At 63.8% G+C, this 17,570-nt stretch carries 14 protein-coding genes; 9 read left to right on the top strand and 5 right to left on the bottom strand.

What is annotated here, in order from left to right:
- Nucleotides 1-4: 4 nt before the first annotated feature.
- Genes JHX88_RS12925 through JHX88_RS12910 form a run of 4 tightly spaced genes read left to right on the top strand, consistent with a single transcriptional unit; the run spans nucleotide 5 to nucleotide 4,343 of the window.
- Nucleotides 5-775, top strand: coding sequence for an enoyl-CoA hydratase/isomerase family protein (locus JHX88_RS12925; protein ID WP_076523248.1), 771 nt, complete (start codon nucleotides 5-7; stop codon nucleotides 773-775).
- A 1-nt stretch (nucleotide 776) separates the two neighbouring features.
- A complete protein-coding gene (locus JHX88_RS12920) occupies nucleotides 777-1,955 on the top strand; it encodes an acyl-CoA dehydrogenase family protein (protein WP_076523246.1) in 1,179 nt (392 codons plus the stop codon).
- An 11-nt stretch (nucleotides 1,956-1,966) separates the two neighbouring features.
- Entirely contained in the window at nucleotides 1,967-2,887 is a 921-nt protein-coding gene (locus JHX88_RS12915) for an SDR family NAD(P)-dependent oxidoreductase (protein ID WP_076523244.1), read from the top strand.
- 22 nt (nucleotides 2,888-2,909) lie between these two features.
- Entirely contained in the window at nucleotides 2,910-4,343 is a 1,434-nt protein-coding gene (locus tag JHX88_RS12910; protein WP_076523242.1) for a hypothetical protein, read from the top strand.
- A 318-nt stretch (nucleotides 4,344-4,661) separates the two neighbouring features.
- Here JHX88_RS12910 and JHX88_RS12905 read toward each other — a convergent pair whose 3' ends face one another.
- The 4 genes from JHX88_RS12905 to JHX88_RS12890 form a co-directional block, all read right to left on the bottom strand.
- On the bottom strand, nucleotides 4,662-5,297 hold the full coding sequence (locus JHX88_RS12905) for a 3-oxoacid CoA-transferase subunit B (RefSeq protein WP_076523240.1): 636 nt from the start codon (nucleotides 5,295-5,297) through the stop codon (nucleotides 4,662-4,664).
- On the bottom strand, nucleotides 5,294-5,962 hold the full coding sequence (locus JHX88_RS12900; RefSeq protein ID WP_076523238.1) for a 3-oxoacid CoA-transferase subunit A: 669 nt from the start codon (nucleotides 5,960-5,962) through the stop codon (nucleotides 5,294-5,296). The genes JHX88_RS12905 and JHX88_RS12900 overlap by 4 nt, the downstream gene beginning before the upstream one ends.
- The gene (locus JHX88_RS12895) at nucleotides 5,959-7,902 is read right to left on the bottom strand and encodes a TRAP transporter permease (RefSeq protein ID WP_076523236.1); all 1,944 of its coding nucleotides are present in this window, start codon (nucleotides 7,900-7,902) and stop codon (nucleotides 5,959-5,961) included. The genes JHX88_RS12900 and JHX88_RS12895 overlap by 4 nt, the downstream gene beginning before the upstream one ends.
- Before the next feature lie 71 nt (nucleotides 7,903-7,973).
- On the bottom strand, nucleotides 7,974-9,098 hold the full coding sequence (locus tag JHX88_RS12890; RefSeq protein ID WP_076523234.1) for a TAXI family TRAP transporter solute-binding subunit: 1,125 nt from the start codon (nucleotides 9,096-9,098) through the stop codon (nucleotides 7,974-7,976).
- A 469-nt stretch (nucleotides 9,099-9,567) separates the two neighbouring features.
- Here JHX88_RS12890 and JHX88_RS12885 point away from each other — a divergent pair, with 469 nt between their 5' ends.
- On the top strand, nucleotides 9,568-10,488 hold the full coding sequence (locus JHX88_RS12885) for a LysR family transcriptional regulator (RefSeq protein WP_084202838.1): 921 nt from the start codon (nucleotides 9,568-9,570) through the stop codon (nucleotides 10,486-10,488).
- 21 nt (nucleotides 10,489-10,509) lie between these two features.
- Here JHX88_RS12885 and JHX88_RS12880 read toward each other — a convergent pair whose 3' ends face one another.
- Nucleotides 10,510-11,313, bottom strand: a complete 804-nt coding sequence (locus JHX88_RS12880) for an IclR family transcriptional regulator (RefSeq protein ID WP_076523772.1) — start codon at nucleotides 11,311-11,313, stop codon at nucleotides 10,510-10,512.
- Between the two features lie 234 nt (nucleotides 11,314-11,547).
- Between JHX88_RS12880 and JHX88_RS12875 the strand changes: the two genes are divergently transcribed.
- The 4 genes from JHX88_RS12875 (at nucleotide 11,548) to JHX88_RS12860 (ending at nucleotide 17,570) form a co-directional block, all read left to right on the top strand.
- Complete coding sequence (locus tag JHX88_RS12875) at nucleotides 11,548-12,687, top strand: TAXI family TRAP transporter solute-binding subunit (protein ID WP_076523230.1); 1,140 nt, start codon at nucleotides 11,548-11,550, stop codon at nucleotides 12,685-12,687.
- A gap of 177 nt (nucleotides 12,688-12,864) precedes the next feature.
- On the top strand, nucleotides 12,865-14,841 hold the full coding sequence (locus tag JHX88_RS12870; RefSeq protein ID WP_076523228.1) for a TRAP transporter permease: 1,977 nt from the start codon (nucleotides 12,865-12,867) through the stop codon (nucleotides 14,839-14,841).
- Nucleotides 14,842-14,879: 38 nt separating this feature from the next.
- Entirely contained in the window at nucleotides 14,880-16,364 is a 1,485-nt protein-coding gene (locus tag JHX88_RS12865) for a class I adenylate-forming enzyme family protein (RefSeq protein WP_176011391.1), read from the top strand.
- A 15-nt stretch (nucleotides 16,365-16,379) separates the two neighbouring features.
- Nucleotides 16,380-17,570, top strand: coding sequence for a 3-oxoadipyl-CoA thiolase (locus JHX88_RS12860; protein WP_076523770.1), 1,191 nt, complete (start codon nucleotides 16,380-16,382; stop codon nucleotides 17,568-17,570).

Here is a 17,570-nt window from a genome sequence, read left to right as displayed (position 1 = left end):
TGCGATGGCAGATCAGAACGGCCTGAAAACGCGGATCGAGGATGGCGTTCTGATCCTCACCATGGACGAACCCGCGCGCCGGAACCCGGTCGGCCATTCCGTGCGTCTGGCCATGGCGCGCCTCCTCGCCGATGCCGAAACAGACCCGGAGATTCGGGCGGTGGTCCTGACTGGGGCCGGTGGAAATTTCTCGACCGGCGGAGATATCAAGGACCCGCCCGCCACGAGTATCGAGGCCTCGCGCGAACGTTTCGCCGTGGTCAAGGACCTGATCGGGCGGATGACGCGGTTCTCCAAGCCGCTGATCGCGGCGGTCGAGGGCTGGGCGGCCGGGGCAGGCTGGTCACTTGCGCTGGCCTGCGATTGCATCGTGGCGGGCGAGAGCGCGCAATTCCTCGCGCCGTTCCGCAAGATCGGGCTGATCCCGGATCTGGGAATGCTGGCGACCCTGCCTGCCCGTATCGGTTCTGGCCGGGCCCGCCAGATCATGCTGGACGCGACCCCGCTGCCTGCCACCGAGGCGCTGCGGATCGGCGCGGTCGATCACCTTGTGCCGGAGGGCCAAGCGCTGACGCAGGCGGTGGAGATGGCACGGAGCGCAGCCGGGCAAGCCCCGCTGCCGCGCATCTTCATCAATGATTTTCTCGCCCGTTCCATCGACGAGGCGCTGGAATACGAGCGCCAGATGCAACCTATCCTGCTGCGCAGCGAGGATGCCGCCGAGGGCCGCGCCGCCTTCTTCGAAAAGCGACAGCCGCAATTCAGGGGGAAATAGGATGCCCGCCATCGAGCCCAAACCGCATCAGGATCTGAACCCACTCTCGGACCCGGATTTCCGTGCCACCACCCGGCACTGGATCGAGGCCAATTACCCGCCGCATCTGCGCAACCCGCAACGCCGCCTGCATATCGCCGAGGGGCGGCCATGGTATGATGCGTTGTCCCGGCAAGGCTGGCTTGCTCCGAACTGGCCGCGCGAACATGGCGGCATGGGCCTGTCCCCCGCCAAGCACCTGATCCTGATCGAGGAGCTGGAGCGTCATGGCGCCGCCCGGCTGCCCGATCAGGGCATCACCATGGTCGGCCCCTTGCTGATCCGCCACGGGACCGAGGCACAGCGGGCCTATCACCTGCCACGAATCCTGTCGGGCGAGATCATCTGGTGCCAGGGCTATTCGGAACCCGATGCGGGCTCGGATCTCGCGGCGCTGCGCACCAGCGCCGTGCGCGAGGGCGATGAATGGGTGATCAACGGCCAGAAGATCTGGACAACGCTCGGCATGGATGGCGACTGGATCTTCGTCCTTGCCCGCACCGACGCGCAGGCGCCCAAGCAAAAGGGTATCAGTTTCTTCATCATGCCGGTCACGACCCCGGGGATCGAGATCCGCCCGATCCTCAACCTCGATGGCCATGACGAATTCTGCGAGGTGTTTTTCCACGATGTCCGGATCCCCGCCGACTCCATCGTCGGAGAGGTCAACCAAGGCTGGACCATCGCCAAGAACCTGCTCGGCTTCGAGCGTATCTTCCTTGGCTCGCCATTCCAGGCCACCGGCGCGCTGGATCACCTGATGCGGCTGATCTGCCATCTGGGCCGCCAGGACGATCCCGCCATCCGGGCGATGCTGAACGAGTTGCGGATGGAACTCGAGGATCACAAATCCCTTTACACGACCTTCGCCAACCAGGTCCGGCGGGGCGAAAGCCTTGGCCCCGACGTGTCGATGCTCAAGATCAACCTCTCGGCGCTGTATCAGAAGATCACCGACCGGATGATCGCAATCGCCGGCGAACATGCCGCGCTGCTCGACCCGCTGCAGGATGATCAAAGCCTCTACCCGGCCAGCGCCTTCATCCAGGCGCGGCCGCATTCGATCTATGGCGGCTCGTCCGAGATCCAGAAGAATATCGTGGCCAAGCATGTGCTGGGCCTGAGCGAAACCATGCGTTGAAGGAGATGGAGATGACAATCGACCTGGGGCTGAAGGACAAGGTGGCAATCGTAACCGGGGCGGGGGGCGGCATCGGCCGCGCCATCGCCGTGGAAATGGCCCGCGCGGGCGCCAAGATCGTCATCAATGATATCGGCGTCTCACTGGGCGGCGAGGGCGGTTCGGCCAGCCCGGCAGAGGAGACCAGGGCAATGATCGAGGCCGCCGGGGGCGAAGCCGCGATCAGCACTGACAGCGTCGCCGATTGGGACAGCGCGCAAAAGATCGTGCAATGCGCGACCGACAGCTTCGGGCGTCTCGATGCGGTGGTGAATAATGCGGGCATCCTGCGCGACGCGATCTTTCACAAGATGGACCCGGCGGACTGGAAATCCGTCATCGACGTGCATCTGAACGGTAGCTTTTACGTCAGTCGCGCCGCCGCGCCGCTGTTCCGTGAACAGCAGGGCGGGGCCTTCGTGCATATGACCTCGACCTCGGGGCTGATCGGCAATGTTGGGCAGGCCAATTACTCGGCCGCCAAGCTGGGCATCGCGGCGCTGTCGAAATCCATCGCGCTGGACATGAAACGCTACAATGTCCGCTCGAACTGCATCGCCCCTTTCGCATGGAGCCGGATGACCAGCTCGATCCCCGCCAACACGCCCGAGGAAAAGGCGCGGGTCGAGAAACTGCAGCGCATGACGCCCGAGACCAATGCCCCATTGGCGGTCTTCCTGGCATCCGAGGCCGCGCGCGAGGTAACCGGCCAGATCTTTGCCGCCCGGCTGAACGAGCTGTTCCTGTTCAACCAGCCCCGCCCGGTCCGCAGTGCCCATGCCGAGACCGGCTGGACGCCCGAACTGATCGCCGAGCGCGCCTTGCCCGCCTTCCGCGCCGGTTTCCAGCCGGTGGATGTGAGCGGCGATGTCTTCGCATGGGACCCGATGTGAGCGGGGAACCAGCCGGGCTTTCATGTCGGTAGAAGCGGAACCCTTTCGCCGGGGCTTTTCCGCCCCGGTCGCGCAGGGCTGCATCTGCCTTGTCATTGCCGTTTCGCTGATCGAGATCTTTGCGCCGATCCCGGTGCTCGGCCTGATCGGTGGAGCGGCGCTGGCATTGTATTTCCTGCTGTCATGGCGGCGGCTGACGCTGATCGGCGCGATTCCGATAACCCTGTCGCTGGTCATGCTGATCCTCGCCGTGCTGCGCGATGTGCCGCTGGAGAGTTTCATTCATGCTTTCGAGCGGGCCTGCTTCCTCGCCTCGCTTCTGGCCCTGTTGGGGATGCTGCGTATCGCCGCCTCGGCCGCGCCCGAGATCGAGCGGGCAGGGCGCTATGTTACCGCGCAGCCGCCCGGGCGGCGCTACCTGGCGCTGAATTTCGGCGGCCATGTCTTCGGCATGCTGATCAACCTTGGCGGATTGGCGATCCTTCTGGACATGGCGGCGCGGGCCATGGGCAAGGGATCGGCACATCTGCCGCCCGATCTGCAGCGGTTGAAACTGCGCCGCATGACCCTGGCCGTGACGCGCGGTTTCGGCCTCGTGGCACTCTGGTCGCCACTGGCCTTCTCGGTGAATTCGCTGCTGCTGTCGATGCCGGATCTGGATTACCTGGATGTCGGGCCGATCGGCTTCGTGCTGGCCTTTGTCGTCGCCGGCTACGGCTGGCTTCTGGATCGCCGGCTGGCCCCGAAAGGACGCAACCTGCCGCATGGAGCCGCCCCGCCCGATCCCGCCGACAGGGGGGCGGTGGGCCTGTTGCTGGCCCATCTCGGCTTGCTGGGCGGTGCCGTGATCGCGCTCAGCAGCCTTGCGCCGGTCAGTTTCCAGCAGGCCCTGCTGCTGGTCCTGCCAAGCTATGCCGTGCTGTGGATGGCCCGGACCGGGCGGCGGGCAACGGGAAAGGCGATGTCTGCCACGGGCCGCATGATCCGGGACAGCCTGCGCAGTTTCGGCGCCGCGACATCCGAGCTTGGCGTCTTTGCCTCCGGTGGCTTGCTCTCGGTCCTGGTGATCGCGGTTCTGCCGGTCGAGGAAATCCGGGCGCTGACAAGTGATCTCGGCATGACGCCGGTGGCGGCAGTCTGGGCGATCAGCCTGACGATGTTCCTGAGCGGTTGTGTCGGCATCAACCCGATCATCTCGGCATCGGTCCTGGGCAGTCTCGTCTCGCAGCTCGATATTGCCGGGCTCGCGACCTCGGCGGCGGCCCTGACGCTGATGGGAACATGGGCGGCGGTGATGTGCTTTTCGCCTTTCATCACGACCGTCGCCTATGCCGGTGCGCTGATCGGGCAGTCACCGGTGACCGTCGGCATGCGCTGGAACTGGCCCTACAGTATCGGGCTGTTGCTACTGTGGAATTGCGGCATGTCGCTGGCAGTGCATTTTGGGTTGCTCTGAGCCGTTGCGCGGATCGGAACTGGTGAGGCGTGGTTGCGTCCCGCGATGGCCGGGGGTTTCACACCCCCGTTACCGGCAGGTCTCTCGAACCAATGGCGCCCACCGGCGACCCCCTGGATATTTTCATGAAGAATGAAGAGGGCGGGCAAAACAACAATCGGGAGCGTGCGCTGCCTGTGTACAGGCTGTGTACGCCCTGTGCACAAGCTGTGTACGGATGTCACAGCGAAAAAAACTGCAAATTCAGAGGTGTGGCTCGGCTCTGCAGGCGTTGCGCAACGGGCAGCGTTCGCTGCCGTTGCGCAACGCCCTGCGGGCTTATGCGAGGATGCGCGCCTCGGTCACCGCCTGCACATCCTCCAGGCTGTTGCCGGGGGCGAGTTCGACCAGCCGGAAACCCTCGGGCGTGACTTCGAGGACGCAGAGATCGGTATAGACGCGCGTCACGACGCCCGCCCCGGTCAGGGGATAGCTGCACCGTTTCAACAGCTTGGGCGTGCCGTCCCGGGCAGTGTGGCGCATCAGCACGAAGATTTGCGGCACCCCGGCAACAAGGTCCATCGCGCCGCCGACCGCAGGAGGAAAGCTTTGCTCCAGAGTCGCCCAATTCGCCAGATCGCCGTTCTCGGCGACCTGATAGGCGCCCAGCACCGCGATGCCGAGATGGTTCCCCCGCATCATCGAGAAGGCCAGCGGATGGTCGAACAGCGCCGCGCCGGGAAGCATGGTGACGATTTTCTTACTGGCATCAATGAGTTCCGGGTCTTCTTCGCCCGCGGCGGGCGCGCCGCCGACACCGAGCAGGCCGTTCTCGGTATGATACATCACTTCGCGCCCCTCGGGGACGAAATGCGCCACCTTGTTGGGCAGCCCTATCCCGAGATTGACATAGGCGCCGTCCGGGATGTCCTGCGCAAGCCGCGCTGCCATGCCGTTTTCATCAAGTTTATTCATGGCCTTACCCCATATTCCACGATGCGGTCGACGAAGATGCCGGGCGTGATGACCGCCTCGGGATCCAGCGCGTCCCCCGATAGGTGCCGGACCTCGGCGATGCTGTGGCTTGCGGCGGTGGCCATCACCGGATTGAAGTTCCGCGCCGTCGCGTGATAGCGCAAATTGCCCCAACGATCCCCGGCCTCGGCCCGGATCAGTGCGAAATCCGCCGCGAGGGGCTTTTCGAACACATATCCCACGCCATCGATTTCCCGCGTTTCCTTGCCCTCCGCAAGCAGCGTCCCATAGGCGGTTGGTGTCAGGAAACCGCCCAACCCCGCCCCGGCGGCGCGGATGCGTTCTGCCAGCGTGCCTTGCGGGACGATCTCGAGCTCGATTTCGCCCGCCTCGTAGCGCCGCTCGAACCAGATCGATCCGGGGCTGCGCGGGTAAGAGCAGATGACCTTGCTGACACGCTTTTCGCGCAGCAGCGACGAGATGCCGTCCTCGCCCGCCCCGGCATTGTTCGAGATGATGGTCAGCTCGCGGGCGCCCTGTTCCAGCAGGGCGGTCAGCAGTCCGGCCGGGATGCCGGAATTGCCGAAGCCTCCGACCATCACCACGGCGCCATCGAATATCGGCGCGACGGCCGTGGCCAGATCGCCGATCCGTTTGTCGATCATGAAGAAGTCCTCTTTTCATTGCGCAGGAAAATCAGGTTCGCCCCGTAGACGCCCAGGATCAGCCCCAGCCCGACAAGGTCCGAATAGAACTCCGGCACGATGGCCAGCAGCCCGGCTGCGCCCATCAGCACGCGGCTGAGCGGGCCCGCCGGGCCGATCCCGTAGAGATAGCCCTCCAGCGCCGAGGTCAACGCCCATAGCGCAAGGGCGGCGATCAGGAAGGAGCTGGCGATATCCGGCAGCGATCCGACAAAGACCAGCCCGGTGTCGTAGACGAAGATGAAGGGCAGCAGGAACAGCGCCCCGCCCAAGCGCATCGAATAGACGCCGGTCCGCATCGGGTTCGACCCGGCGATGCTGGCCGCCGTGATCGAGGCCAGCGCCACGGGCGGGGTGATATAGGACAGCATTCCCCAGTAGAGGATGAACAGATGGCTGGCCAGCGGGTTCAGTCCCGCTTCGATCAGGGCGGGTGCCAGCAGGATCGACAGGAATATATAACAGGCGCTGACGGTCATCCCCATGCCCAGCACGAAACTGGTGATCGCACCCGCGATCAGCATCAAGGGCACGCTGCCCCCGGCATAAAGCAGCAACTCGCGCGAGAATGCACCGGCGACACCGGTATAGGACAACCCGCCCACGACCAGCCCGATTCCCGCCAGGATCGCGACGAGCGCCGCGATATTGCAGGCGGTGTCGGTCAGCAGCCGTTTTGCCCGCTCCCAGTTCAGGCGGGTTTCCTTGCGCAGGGCGGTGGCGAGCAGCAGGACGACCGAGGCCGCATAGGGCGAATAGGTCTCGAGCCGCAAGCCCATCAGCACATAGATCAGCACGGCGAGGCAGAGAAGATAGGGCCAGCCGCGCAGCAGCACGCCCCGCAGCGGCGGGATTTCCGAGGCTGGCAGACCCTTGAGCCCCTTGCGCGCGGCGAACATGTCGACCTGGAACAGCAGTGCGACATAGAACAGCACTGCGGGCAGGAAGGCGGCGGCGACGACCTGCGCATAAGGCACGCCAAGGAACGAGGCCATGATGAAGGCAACGGTTCCCATGACCGGCGGCATCAGCGTGGCCCCGGTCGAGGCGCAGCTTTCGATGGCGGCGGCATAGGTCGCGGGATATCCCACCCGCTTCATGGTCGGGATCGAGAAGGGTCCGCTGGTCAGGATATTCGAGATCACGCTGCCCGACAGCGAGCCCAGGATGCCGCTACCCAGAACCGCGACCTTGGCTGGACCTCCCCGGCTGCGCCCCAGCAAGGCCGCGGCAAGGTCCATGAAGAAATCTGCGCCCTTGGTTGCCGTCAGCACCGATCCGAAGATAACGAAACCGATGACCAGTTCGGCCACGACCTGCATCGGGATGCCGATGATGCTTTCGACACCAAGGACATGGACGCGGATCGTCTCGGGCAGGCTGAACGAGGTGCCCCAGAGGAATCCCGGCATGTAATCGGCGAACAGGGGATAGGCGCCGAACAACAATGCGGTCGCCAGTAGCAAGGGGCCACCTCCGCGCCGTACGCCCTCCAGCGTGATGATGAGAACCGCTCCGGCGGCGATATTCACTGAGAGCGGGGCCGAGAACTCCCAGCCCTTCTGGATGATGTCGATCCCATGCAGGCCAAGGAAACCGCAGGCGGTCAGCGCGATGGCCGACAGGATCCAGTCGAACCATTGTACCCGGTGCGATTGCGATGGCCGGGCGGGCAAGCTGAGGAAAGCAATCGCCAGGAAGATGCCGATCAGGTAATAGAGATAGGAGTTCCCGAGCGGCTGGAAACCGAACAGGTTCAACAGGAAAACCTGGTTGACGGCCAGCACGAGCCCGGCAATGCCAAGGATGTAGACCGCGAGGCTTGCCGCACCGGAAAGGCGTGGCAACGGCGCGGCAGGTGTCGGCGACGGGTTTGCAGGCTTGGGCTCGGTCTGGCTCATCTCGGAAATCCTTTACTGGGAATGCGTCGGACCGAACCCGCAGGCCCGATCCGACCGGCAAGCAGCCCGGTTTACGAGTCGAGCGAAGCAATGACCTCGCCTTGCTTCTCTTTCCATTTCGCCGCGAATTCCTCGGCCGGCAGACCCTCGTTCGCGGGCAGGAACTCTTCCCATGCCGCGATCATCGCATCCAGCCGGGCGATGCGTTGCTGGTTCCAGGCCTCTGCCTCTTCTGTCCAGATGCCCTTTTCCGTCAGGTAACGGATGGCGCCTTCATGGAAGGGAACATCGGCGGGGGGCAATCCGGCCTGGGCCAGATCCCACCGGACCATGGTTGCGGTGCCGTCCTTGTAAAGGTCATAGGCCTCGTCCAGCGCCTTGATGAAGGCATAGACCTCGTCCGCCGATTTGTCGGCCGTCGTAGCGATCACCGGATAGCGGTAGGCCGCCATCTGCACGTTTTCGCCCTCTTCCAGCCCGGCGGCGATATCCTCGTTGAACGGGGACATGATCGGCAGAACCCCGTCCAGCGCGGCCCAGCCTTCCTGGTTTTCCGAATCCAGCGGAATCCAGCGGATGCCGCGCGGTGATTCAGCCAATTCGTAAAGCTGGCTTGTGGTCGGCGTGGTGCAGGTGAAATCGGCCTCGTTCTTGGTCATCGAGGACATGGCAGCGGCATAGGTGGGGAACATCACCACCTCGACATCATCGGTGGTCAGCCCGCCAAAGGCCAGGATCGCCTCGCATTTGAGATTGACCGAGGGATTGCCGACAACCAGGGCGGCGCGTTTTCCCTTGGCGTCGGCGATCTCCTCGATCCCCGCATCGGCAGCCGTCACCATGGCGAAAGAGGCGGGCCGCCCGGCGACCGCGCGCAGGTTCTGCGGGCCCCATTCCGGCGTGGCGAAATCGAAATCGCCCTCGGAGACGAAGAACGATTCCGTGGCCAGGAAACCGTAATCGGCCCGGCCTTGCAGAACGGGTTGCAACCGTCCGATCGCGGTGCCCGAGGGCTGGATGCGAACCTTGGTGCCGAATTCCTTGCCGAATGCATCCGCGATGGCCGAAGCCTCGGCATAACCCGCCGAGCCGACATCATAGGCCGTCCAGATCATCGTCTGCGGCAAGTCCTGTGCCGAGGCGGTCAGCGTGCCGAGACCCAGAACCGTTGTCGCCAGTATAGAGCGTAGTAACATGATATTCCTCCCATTATTGTTGTCAGGGCGCGTCGCGACTTGAGATGTTTCGCCGCGATCACCCCGGGAACCTCGCCGATTCTCTCCTCCACGGCGCAGGTATTGCGATGCAGTATACGATGTTGGCAGCCGCCCGGAATCCCGAACTGTCTTCATGCCGGGGCTGTCGGGGGTGTTCTGGTGTATGTCCTTGAGCATGACACACTCTCCGGGATCATGGGCTTTCCGGAAGAAGGCCATATTTCAGGATATGATTTCCAATACTATCGCCCTATTGTTCGATACATATTTTTGAATAGCAGGCTCCATCGGCATCGCCTTTCGGCTGCTGCACTGTTTCCTCGTCCTTGCAGATGATCTGCATTTCGGGTGAGCCGCGCAAAAGCTGACCATCTTTTCCGTATCTTCGTTACATCGCGACCATATTTCAAATGCATTGGAGATCTATCAGCGATAGAATATCGGCATCATGGAACTTCGTCAGCTTCGCAATTTCATCCGAATCTGCCAGATGCGCAGCATTACCGCCGCGGCCGAGCGGTTAAATATCGCCCAGCCTGCGCTCAGCCGTCAGGTGCAGGCGCTTGAAGAGGAGCTTGGGGTTTCGCTTCTGCGACGTCACGGCCGAGGGGTGGAGCCGACCGAGCAGGGCGAATTGCTGTTGTCCCGTGCCGAACAATTGCTGGCCGATGCTGACAGCATCCTGCGCGACGTTCCCGGCAATGAAGGCGAATTGCGCGGCACCTTGACCCTGGGCTTGCCGCCCGCGGTGGCGGAGCTGTTGGCAGAGCCGCTGATCGCGCATTTCAACGCGCGCTATCCGCAGGTTCGGCTGCGTATCGTGTCGGGCTTTACGGGGCATGTCAGGGACTGGTTGCAGCGCGGCACGATCGATCTGGGCATCACCTATGAAATCGGCCCGGTGAGTGACCTTCATGCGCGCCCGCTGGTTTATGAGCAGCTCTATCTCATCTGCCCGGCATCCGACCGGGGCAGCTCCCAACCCATAGGATTTGCCGAAGCTTTCGAGCAGCCCCTGATCCTGCCGAGCCCTGCCCATGGTTTGCGCCGCCTGATCGAGGCGGCGGCGGCAGGGCAGGGGATCACACCTGAGGTCGTGCTCGAGGTCGATATCGTTCAGGTCATGCTCAATTTCGTCCGGCAGGGGCTTGGCAATACGATCCTCTCGCGCATCTCGGTCCGGGACATGCTGGCCAGCGGTGAACTGGCGGCCCGCCCGATCACCTCGCCCGAGTTGGGGCGGACCGTGGTCTTGTGGACGCCGGGGCTCACCGGGAATGGCTGGCTGGTCAAGCGCTTTGCCGAGATGCTGGTCGAGCAGGCGCAGCTTTTGGTGGAATCAGGGACATGGGAGGCGCGCTGGCTCTGATCTGGCGGTTGCCGAGGCCTGTCAGCCTGCCGGGATTCCGCCCAGCTTGCGGACGGTTTCCAGCAATGCCGGGCCGTATTCCTTGTGCAGTTCCTTCGGGGAGATCAGGAATGACGGTCCGCCGACATTGACGCCATAGACCGTCGTGCCGTCCAGCGACCGCAATGGGGCGGCAATCGCGTTGATCTCGGGCTTCCATGCTCCGAAGCTGGTGCAATAGCCATAGGTTTCGTAGTCGCTGACCGCGTCGCGGATGCTTTGCTCCATCCGCTCTTCCTGGTCGGGGAATTCGCGGATGCCCATGGCCAGAACCTCTGCCCGTTCCTCTTCGGACAGTCCGGCGATGATGGCGCGGCCGATGCCGGAATAGAAGACGGGCAGCCGCGCCCCCACGCCGATCGATAGCGAAACCGCCTGATGAGATCGCCGCACTGCCAGATAGACGGCGCGGATACCGCTGCGTTCGGCCAATGCGGCGGTCACATAGGGGTTCGGTCCCTTGGACAGCGCGCCCAGTTCCGCGGCAACGCGGTCGGAAATGCTTGTCGCGGCCAGCACGCCGAAGCCCAATTGCAGAACCTTCGCGCCAAGGCGGTATTCGCCACTGTCATTATCGCGCAGCAAATGGCCGGTCTTCGTCAATGTGTAGGTCAGGCGCGAGATCGTCGGCTTGGCAAGCCCGGTTCGCCGCGAAATCTCGTGATTGGACAGGAAACGGTCATCCGTGCGGAAGCAGCCCAGGATGTCCAATCCCCGCGCCAATGCGCTGACGAATTGCCGGTCGCCGGTTTCCGTTTCTTCCGGTTGTTCAGTTTCCTGCGTCATTCGATCTTTCAACATCATGCCTGTTTGCCCTGAGGGGCACATAGCCAATCTTCGGCAAAGATGATACCAATGCAAGCTATTTCGCAATGCGAACTGATGTTTTGCAAATTTTGATGCTGAATCACTTGACTCAGAAGAGCATTAAACATTATCCGTTCGCTGTGCGAAATATAAATTCGCATAGTTGATTTGGCAAGGATTTCGGCGGAGCCGTCATCTGCAGGGAGGAGATCAATGAATATTCTCAAGGGAACCGCAGCCGGAATCGCCTTGTTCCTGGCAGGCACTGCCGGCGCGCAGGACATCGAACTGCCCAGACAGATGTCCTGGACCGCCTATGATACGGGGTCGGCAGGTTTCAATCAGGCCGTCGCCATCGGGGGCGAGCTTCAGAAAGCTACCGGCACCAGCCTGCGGGTTCTGCCCGGCAAGAACGATGTCTCGCGCACCCAGCCTCTGCGTCAGCGCCGTGTCGAGTTCTCGGCAACCGGCATAGGCGGCAGTTTCATGGCGCAAGAGGGGGCGTTCGAATTCGGAGAGAAGAACTGGGGGCCGCAACCCCTGCGTGTCCTGTTGGCGAATTTCGGCGGCGATGTGAACCTTTCGGTCGGCGTGGCGGCGGATGCGGATATCGAGACCTATGACGATCTGCGTGGCAAGCGCGTGGCATGGATCGCCGGGGCACCCGGATTGAATGTGAACATGGACGCCTACCTGGCCTATGCGGGCCTGACCTGGGACGATGTGACCAAGGTCGAGTTCGGGGGCTATGGCGCTGCCTGGACCGGCTTGATCGAGGGAGAGGTGGACGCGATGTTCGGCTCGACCAATACCGGCCCGGCATATGAGGCGGCGGCGGGACCGCGCGGCCTGCTCTGGCCGGCGATGGATCCGGATGATGAAGAGGCGTTCAAACGGCTGACCGATATCGCGCCCTTCTATACGCCGAACAAGGCGACTGTCGGGGCAGGTATCGACGGCACCGATGGCGTTCAGGGTGCGACCTATGCCTATCCGGTGCTGGTCAGCATGGCGGATGCGGATCCCGATCTGGTCTACAACATGACCAAGGCCATGGTCGAGCTGTTCCCGCAATATGACGGCAAGGCGCCGGGGATCGGCGGCTGGAACATCGACAACCAGAACTTCACCTGGGTGGTGCCCTATCACGAGGGTGCCATCGCCTATTTCAAGGAGCTCGGTGTCTGGAACGACGAGGCACAGGCCCATAACGACCGGCTGATCGAGCGTCAGGGGATCCTGCAGGCCGCCTGGAAAGAGCTGGAGGCAGAGAACCCTGACGACTGGACCGCGGCCTGGTCGCAAAAACGCCGAGAGGCGCTGGAAGCGGCGGGCTTCAAGGTGGTGTTCTGACCGTTCACCCGAGCGTTCGGGCGGCGGCGTAAGCTGGCCTCCGCCTTCAATCGCCCCGCCCCGCCGCATGCGGGACGGGCGAGATACGGGCCGGGAGCTCCGGCTCCGACAGCCAAGGCGGATCGTGCAGTTCCCTTCGCGCTCCGCCAGCCCCCCGCGCCTGGAGAGGAGGTCCGCGTGCAACCAGCCGATACTGTCTTGGAAGACCCCGAAAAAACATCCGACGGCGGATATCGGAATCCCCGCCATATCTCCCTGCTCGTCCTGACCGTCACTGCGATCCTGCTGGTGATCAACCAGTTGTTCAATATCAGGCCCTTCGGCCTGGTGATGCTGGAAGGTCGCTATCTCAACATTCTCGCCACGCTGTTTCTGGCGGCCACCTTCCTGGTGTTCGACATCCGCGGCAGGCGTTTCGGATCGGTCTCGCCGCTTGACTGGTTACTTGCTGCCGCCTCGCTGGGGGCAGGGGCCTATATCGCGGTGACGGCGAAGCAGAACCTCAACGAGGGCTGGGAATTCGCCGCGCCGGTCGCCGCGCAATGGGTGGCATTCCTGTTCGCCGGATTGGTTCTTGAGGCAACCCGCCGCGCCGGAGGGCTGGTGCTTGCCATCGTCGTGACGCTCGTCGCCTTCTATCCCAGCTTTGCCGGGCATGTCCCGGCACCGTTCTCGGGCTTTCAAAGCACGCTGAGCGAGACCTTTTCCTACCATGTCTTTTCGTCGGAAAGCATATTCGGCATCCCGATGCGGGCATTCGGCGGGGTGGTGATCGGCTTCATCATCTTTGGATCGGTGCTGCAGCACACGGGCGGCGGAGCCTTCTTCAACGATCTCGCCCTGGGGCTGGTGGGACGTTATCGCGGCGGGGCCGCCAAGGTCTCGATCTTCGCCAGCGGTTTCATGGGATCTATGTCGGGCAGCGTCATCTCGAACGTGCTGACCACCGGCACCGTCTCGATCCCGACCATGCGCCGCACCGGCTTTTCCGCCAAGACCGCCGCCGCGACCGAGGCCTGCGCCTCGACCGGGGGCGTGCTGATGCCGCCGATCATGGGGGCGACGGCTTTTGTCATGGCGTCCTTCCTGTCGCTTCCCTATGCCGAGATCGTCGTCGCCGCCGCCATCCCCTCGATGCTGTTCTACCTGGCGCTGTTTGCACAGATCGACGCCTATTCGGCCCGGCGCAACCTGAAGGGATTACCGCGGGGCGAGGTTCCGGCGTTGCGCGATACGCTGCGCAAGGGCTGGCCCTATGTGCTGGTCTTCGCGCTGTTGATATTCATGATGGTCGTGCTGCGGCAGGAAACCAGGGCGCCCTTCTATTCGGTGCTGCTGCTTCTGGCGATCAACCAGTTCCTTCCCGGCAGCCGCATGACATGGCGCAAGCTGGTCGAGATCGTCATGGGCGTCGGCTCCAGCCTTGCCGAGCTGACCGCGGTCATCCTTGGCGTCGGGCTGATCGTCGGCTCCTTTTCGGCCACCGGCCTTGCCGGGACGCTGGTGAACGAACTCTTGTTCATCGCCGGGGACAATGTCTTCATCCTGCTGGTGATGGGCGCGCTGACGGCCTTTATCTTCGGCATGGGGATGACGGCGACGGCCTGTTACATCTTCCTAGCCATTGTCCTCGCCCCGGCGCTGGAAGCGGGAGGGTTGGACCGCTTGGCGGTGCATCTGTTCATCCTCTACTGGGGCATGGTCAGCTACATCACCCCGCCTGTCGCCCTTGGTGCTTATGCCGCCGCGACGCTTGCGGGCACCAGTCCGATGAAGGCAGGATTCGAGGCGATGCGGCTTGGAAGCATCATCTATATCGTGCCCTTCCTGTTCGTGCTGAACCCGGCGCTGATCGGCAACGCCCCCGCGCTCGAGGTTGTGGTGGCGCTGGTCTGCGCGGTGCTCGGGGTCGGGCTGATCGGCATGGGCCTGCAGGGCTATGTCGTGGCCGCCGGGTCGCTGGCGGGGCGCGGGGATTATCTGCTGCGCGCCATGCTGTGCCTGGGAGGTTTCCTGTTCGCCTTGCCGGCGATGCCCTTTGCCGGGATCGGCTTCGGCACGACAGCGGCCATCGGCGCGGCATTGGCGGTCCCGCCGATCCTCGTGGCCTATCGTCGCGGCCGTCCCGTGGTCGCGGAATTGGAGCAACCGTGATGGAACAGATAGGCAAGCTTGGGGAAGGGAGACCGGTATTGAGACGTATCCACGAAGTTCTGTCGCAGGGCGAACCCGGCCAAACCGCCATCGTCGATCATGACGGCAGCGAATACAGTTATGCCGAGCTTGGCGAACTCGTCACGGCGATTGCCGGAAAGCTTCGCGATCATGGGGTGCGTCCGGGCGATCGGGTGCTGGTGGTCAGCGAGAACTGCGTGACCTATCTGGCCGCGATGCTTGCCCTGAGCCATCTGGATGCCTGGGCGACATTGGCCAATGCCCGGCTGACCCCTGCCGAACTGGACCGGCTGACAGAGGTCGCGGATGCGCGCTGCGCCATCTTTACCCCCGAGGCATCGGCGGCGGCAAGGGCGCATGCCGAACGGCTGGATGCTGTGTCACTGGGGCAGATGCGCTGCGGCGACCTGCTGGTGTCTCCCCCGCGCGAGGCAATGCCCGAGCCGGTCGAGGACGGCCCCGGCCAGACCGCCGCGCTGATCTATACCAGCGGCACGGTCGGAGAGCCCAAGGGGGTGATGCTGACCCATGGCAACCTTCTGTTCATGTGCCGGACCTCGGCCGGGCTGCGCCGGATCGGGCCGGAGGACACGACGCTGGCAGTCATTCCAGGAACCCATATCTTCGGGCTGACCTCGGTTTTCCTGGCCGGGCTGATGGGCGGATCGCGGCTGATCGCCATGCCGCGCTTCGATGCCGACGAGGTGCTGCGCCATATCCGAAAGGACGTGACCATCCTGCCCGCAGTGCCGCAGATTTTCGCCGCCCTGCTGCGGCGCCTGAAAGAGCTTGGCATCGAACAGCCCGAGCATCGGCTGCGCTATATCTATGCGGGCGGCGCCCCCCTGGACCTGAGCCTCAAGGAGCGGGCCGAGCGGATATTCGGGCAGGTCCTGCATAACGGCTATGGCCAGACCGAAGCCTCGCCGGGCATTGCCACGACGCGGATCGAGAGCCCGCGCAACGATGCGGCGGTCGGCTTGCCGGTGCCGGGGATGGAGGTGGTGATCCACGAACCCGACGAGAATGGCGTGGGCGAGCTATGGGCGCGCGGCCCCAACGTGATGAAGGGTTATTTCCGCAACCCGGAGGCCACTCATGCCACCCTGACCGAGGACGGGTTCCTGCGCACCGGCGATCTGGCGCGACAGGAGGCCGACGGAACTTTGCATATTGCCGGGCGGCTGAAGGAACTGATCATCCATTCGGGCTTCAATATCTACCCGCCCGAGGTCGAGGCAGTGCTGACCGCCCATCCCGCCGTGGCGCTTTGCGCCGTGGTCGGGCGCGCGCGGCAGGGCAACGAGGATGTGCTGGCCTTCGTGACTGCGCAGGACGAGGTGACCGAGGCCGAATTGCGGGATTGGGTGCGCGAACGGATGGCGCCCTACAAGGTGCCCGCACGGGTGATCATCACTGAAGCCTTGCCTCAGGCGGCGACGGGAAAGATTCTGAAGAACAAGCTGCTCGAACATTTCCGGGCAGAGCTGGACGAAACCTAGAGGACGAGGATGACCATGCTTCAAGGATATATCTATGACGGTTTGCGCAGCCCCTTCGGGCGTCACGCGGGCGCGCTGGCGGCGGTTCGCCCCGACGATCTGGCGGCCAAGGTCATCCGCGCATTGGTTGAACGCTCGGATCTGCCGGTCGAGAGGATCGAGGATGTGATCCTCGGCAATGTTTGCCAATCGGGCGAGGACAGCCGCAACGTTGCGCGTTTCGCGGGGCTTCTGGGCGGCGTGCGCGAAGAGGCAGGCGGGCTGACCGTCAACCGGCTTTGCGGCTCGGGGATGGCGGCGGCGCTGGATGCGGCACGCTCGATCACCGTGGGCGAGGCGGGTCTCTACCTGGCGGGCGGCACCGAGAGCATGACGCGCGCGCCCTTCGTGATGGGCAAATCTCCAAGCGCATGGGACCGTCAGCCCAAGATTTACGATTCGACCATCGGCACCCGCTTCCCGAACAGGCAATTCGCCAAGGAATTCGGCGATTACACCATGCCGCAGACCGCCGATAACCTGGCAAAGGATTACGGGATCGGGCGCGAGGAAAGCGATGCCTTCGCCCATGCCAGTCAGCAGAAATACGAGGCGGCGCGGGCGGATGGTTTCTTCAAGGACGAGATCCTGCCCATCGAAATCCCGGGCCGCAAGGGCGCTGTGACCGTGGTCGATGCAGATGAACATCCCCGCCCCGAGACGACGCTGGAAAAGATGGCGTCGCTGAAGCCTATCTTCGAGGGCGGCGTGGTGACGGCGGCCAATGCCTCGGGCGTCAATGACGGTGCAGCGGCGCTCTTGGTGGGGGCCAAGGACCTGGGACCGAAGCCCCGGGCGCGGATCGTGTCGGGCGCGATTGCCGGGGTGCCACCTCGGATCATGGGGATCGGGCCGGGCTTCGCCGTGCCCAAGGCGCTGGAACGCGCGGGCCTGACCATGCAGGACATGGACCTGATCGAGATCAACGAGGCGTTCGCCAGCCAGGTCTTGGCCTGCTGCAAGCAACTGGAACTGGATCCGTCCGACAGCCGCCTGAACCCGAATGGTGGCGCGATCGCGATTGGCCACCCGCTTGGCGCCTCGGGCGCGCGGATCATCCTGACCGCGATGCGGCAGCTGGAACGCAGTGGCGGGCGCTATGCCTGCCTGTCGATGTGCGTCGGTGTCGGGCAGGGTATCGCCATGGTCATCGAGCGCGTGGCCTGA

Source organism: Paracoccus saliphilus, from assembly GCF_028553805.1.
GTDB classification, from domain to species: Bacteria; Pseudomonadota; Alphaproteobacteria; order Rhodobacterales; family Rhodobacteraceae; genus Paracoccus; species Paracoccus saliphilus.
Note: the sequence above shows the minus strand (reverse complement) of the source record. Positions and strands in the feature narration are given on the sequence as shown.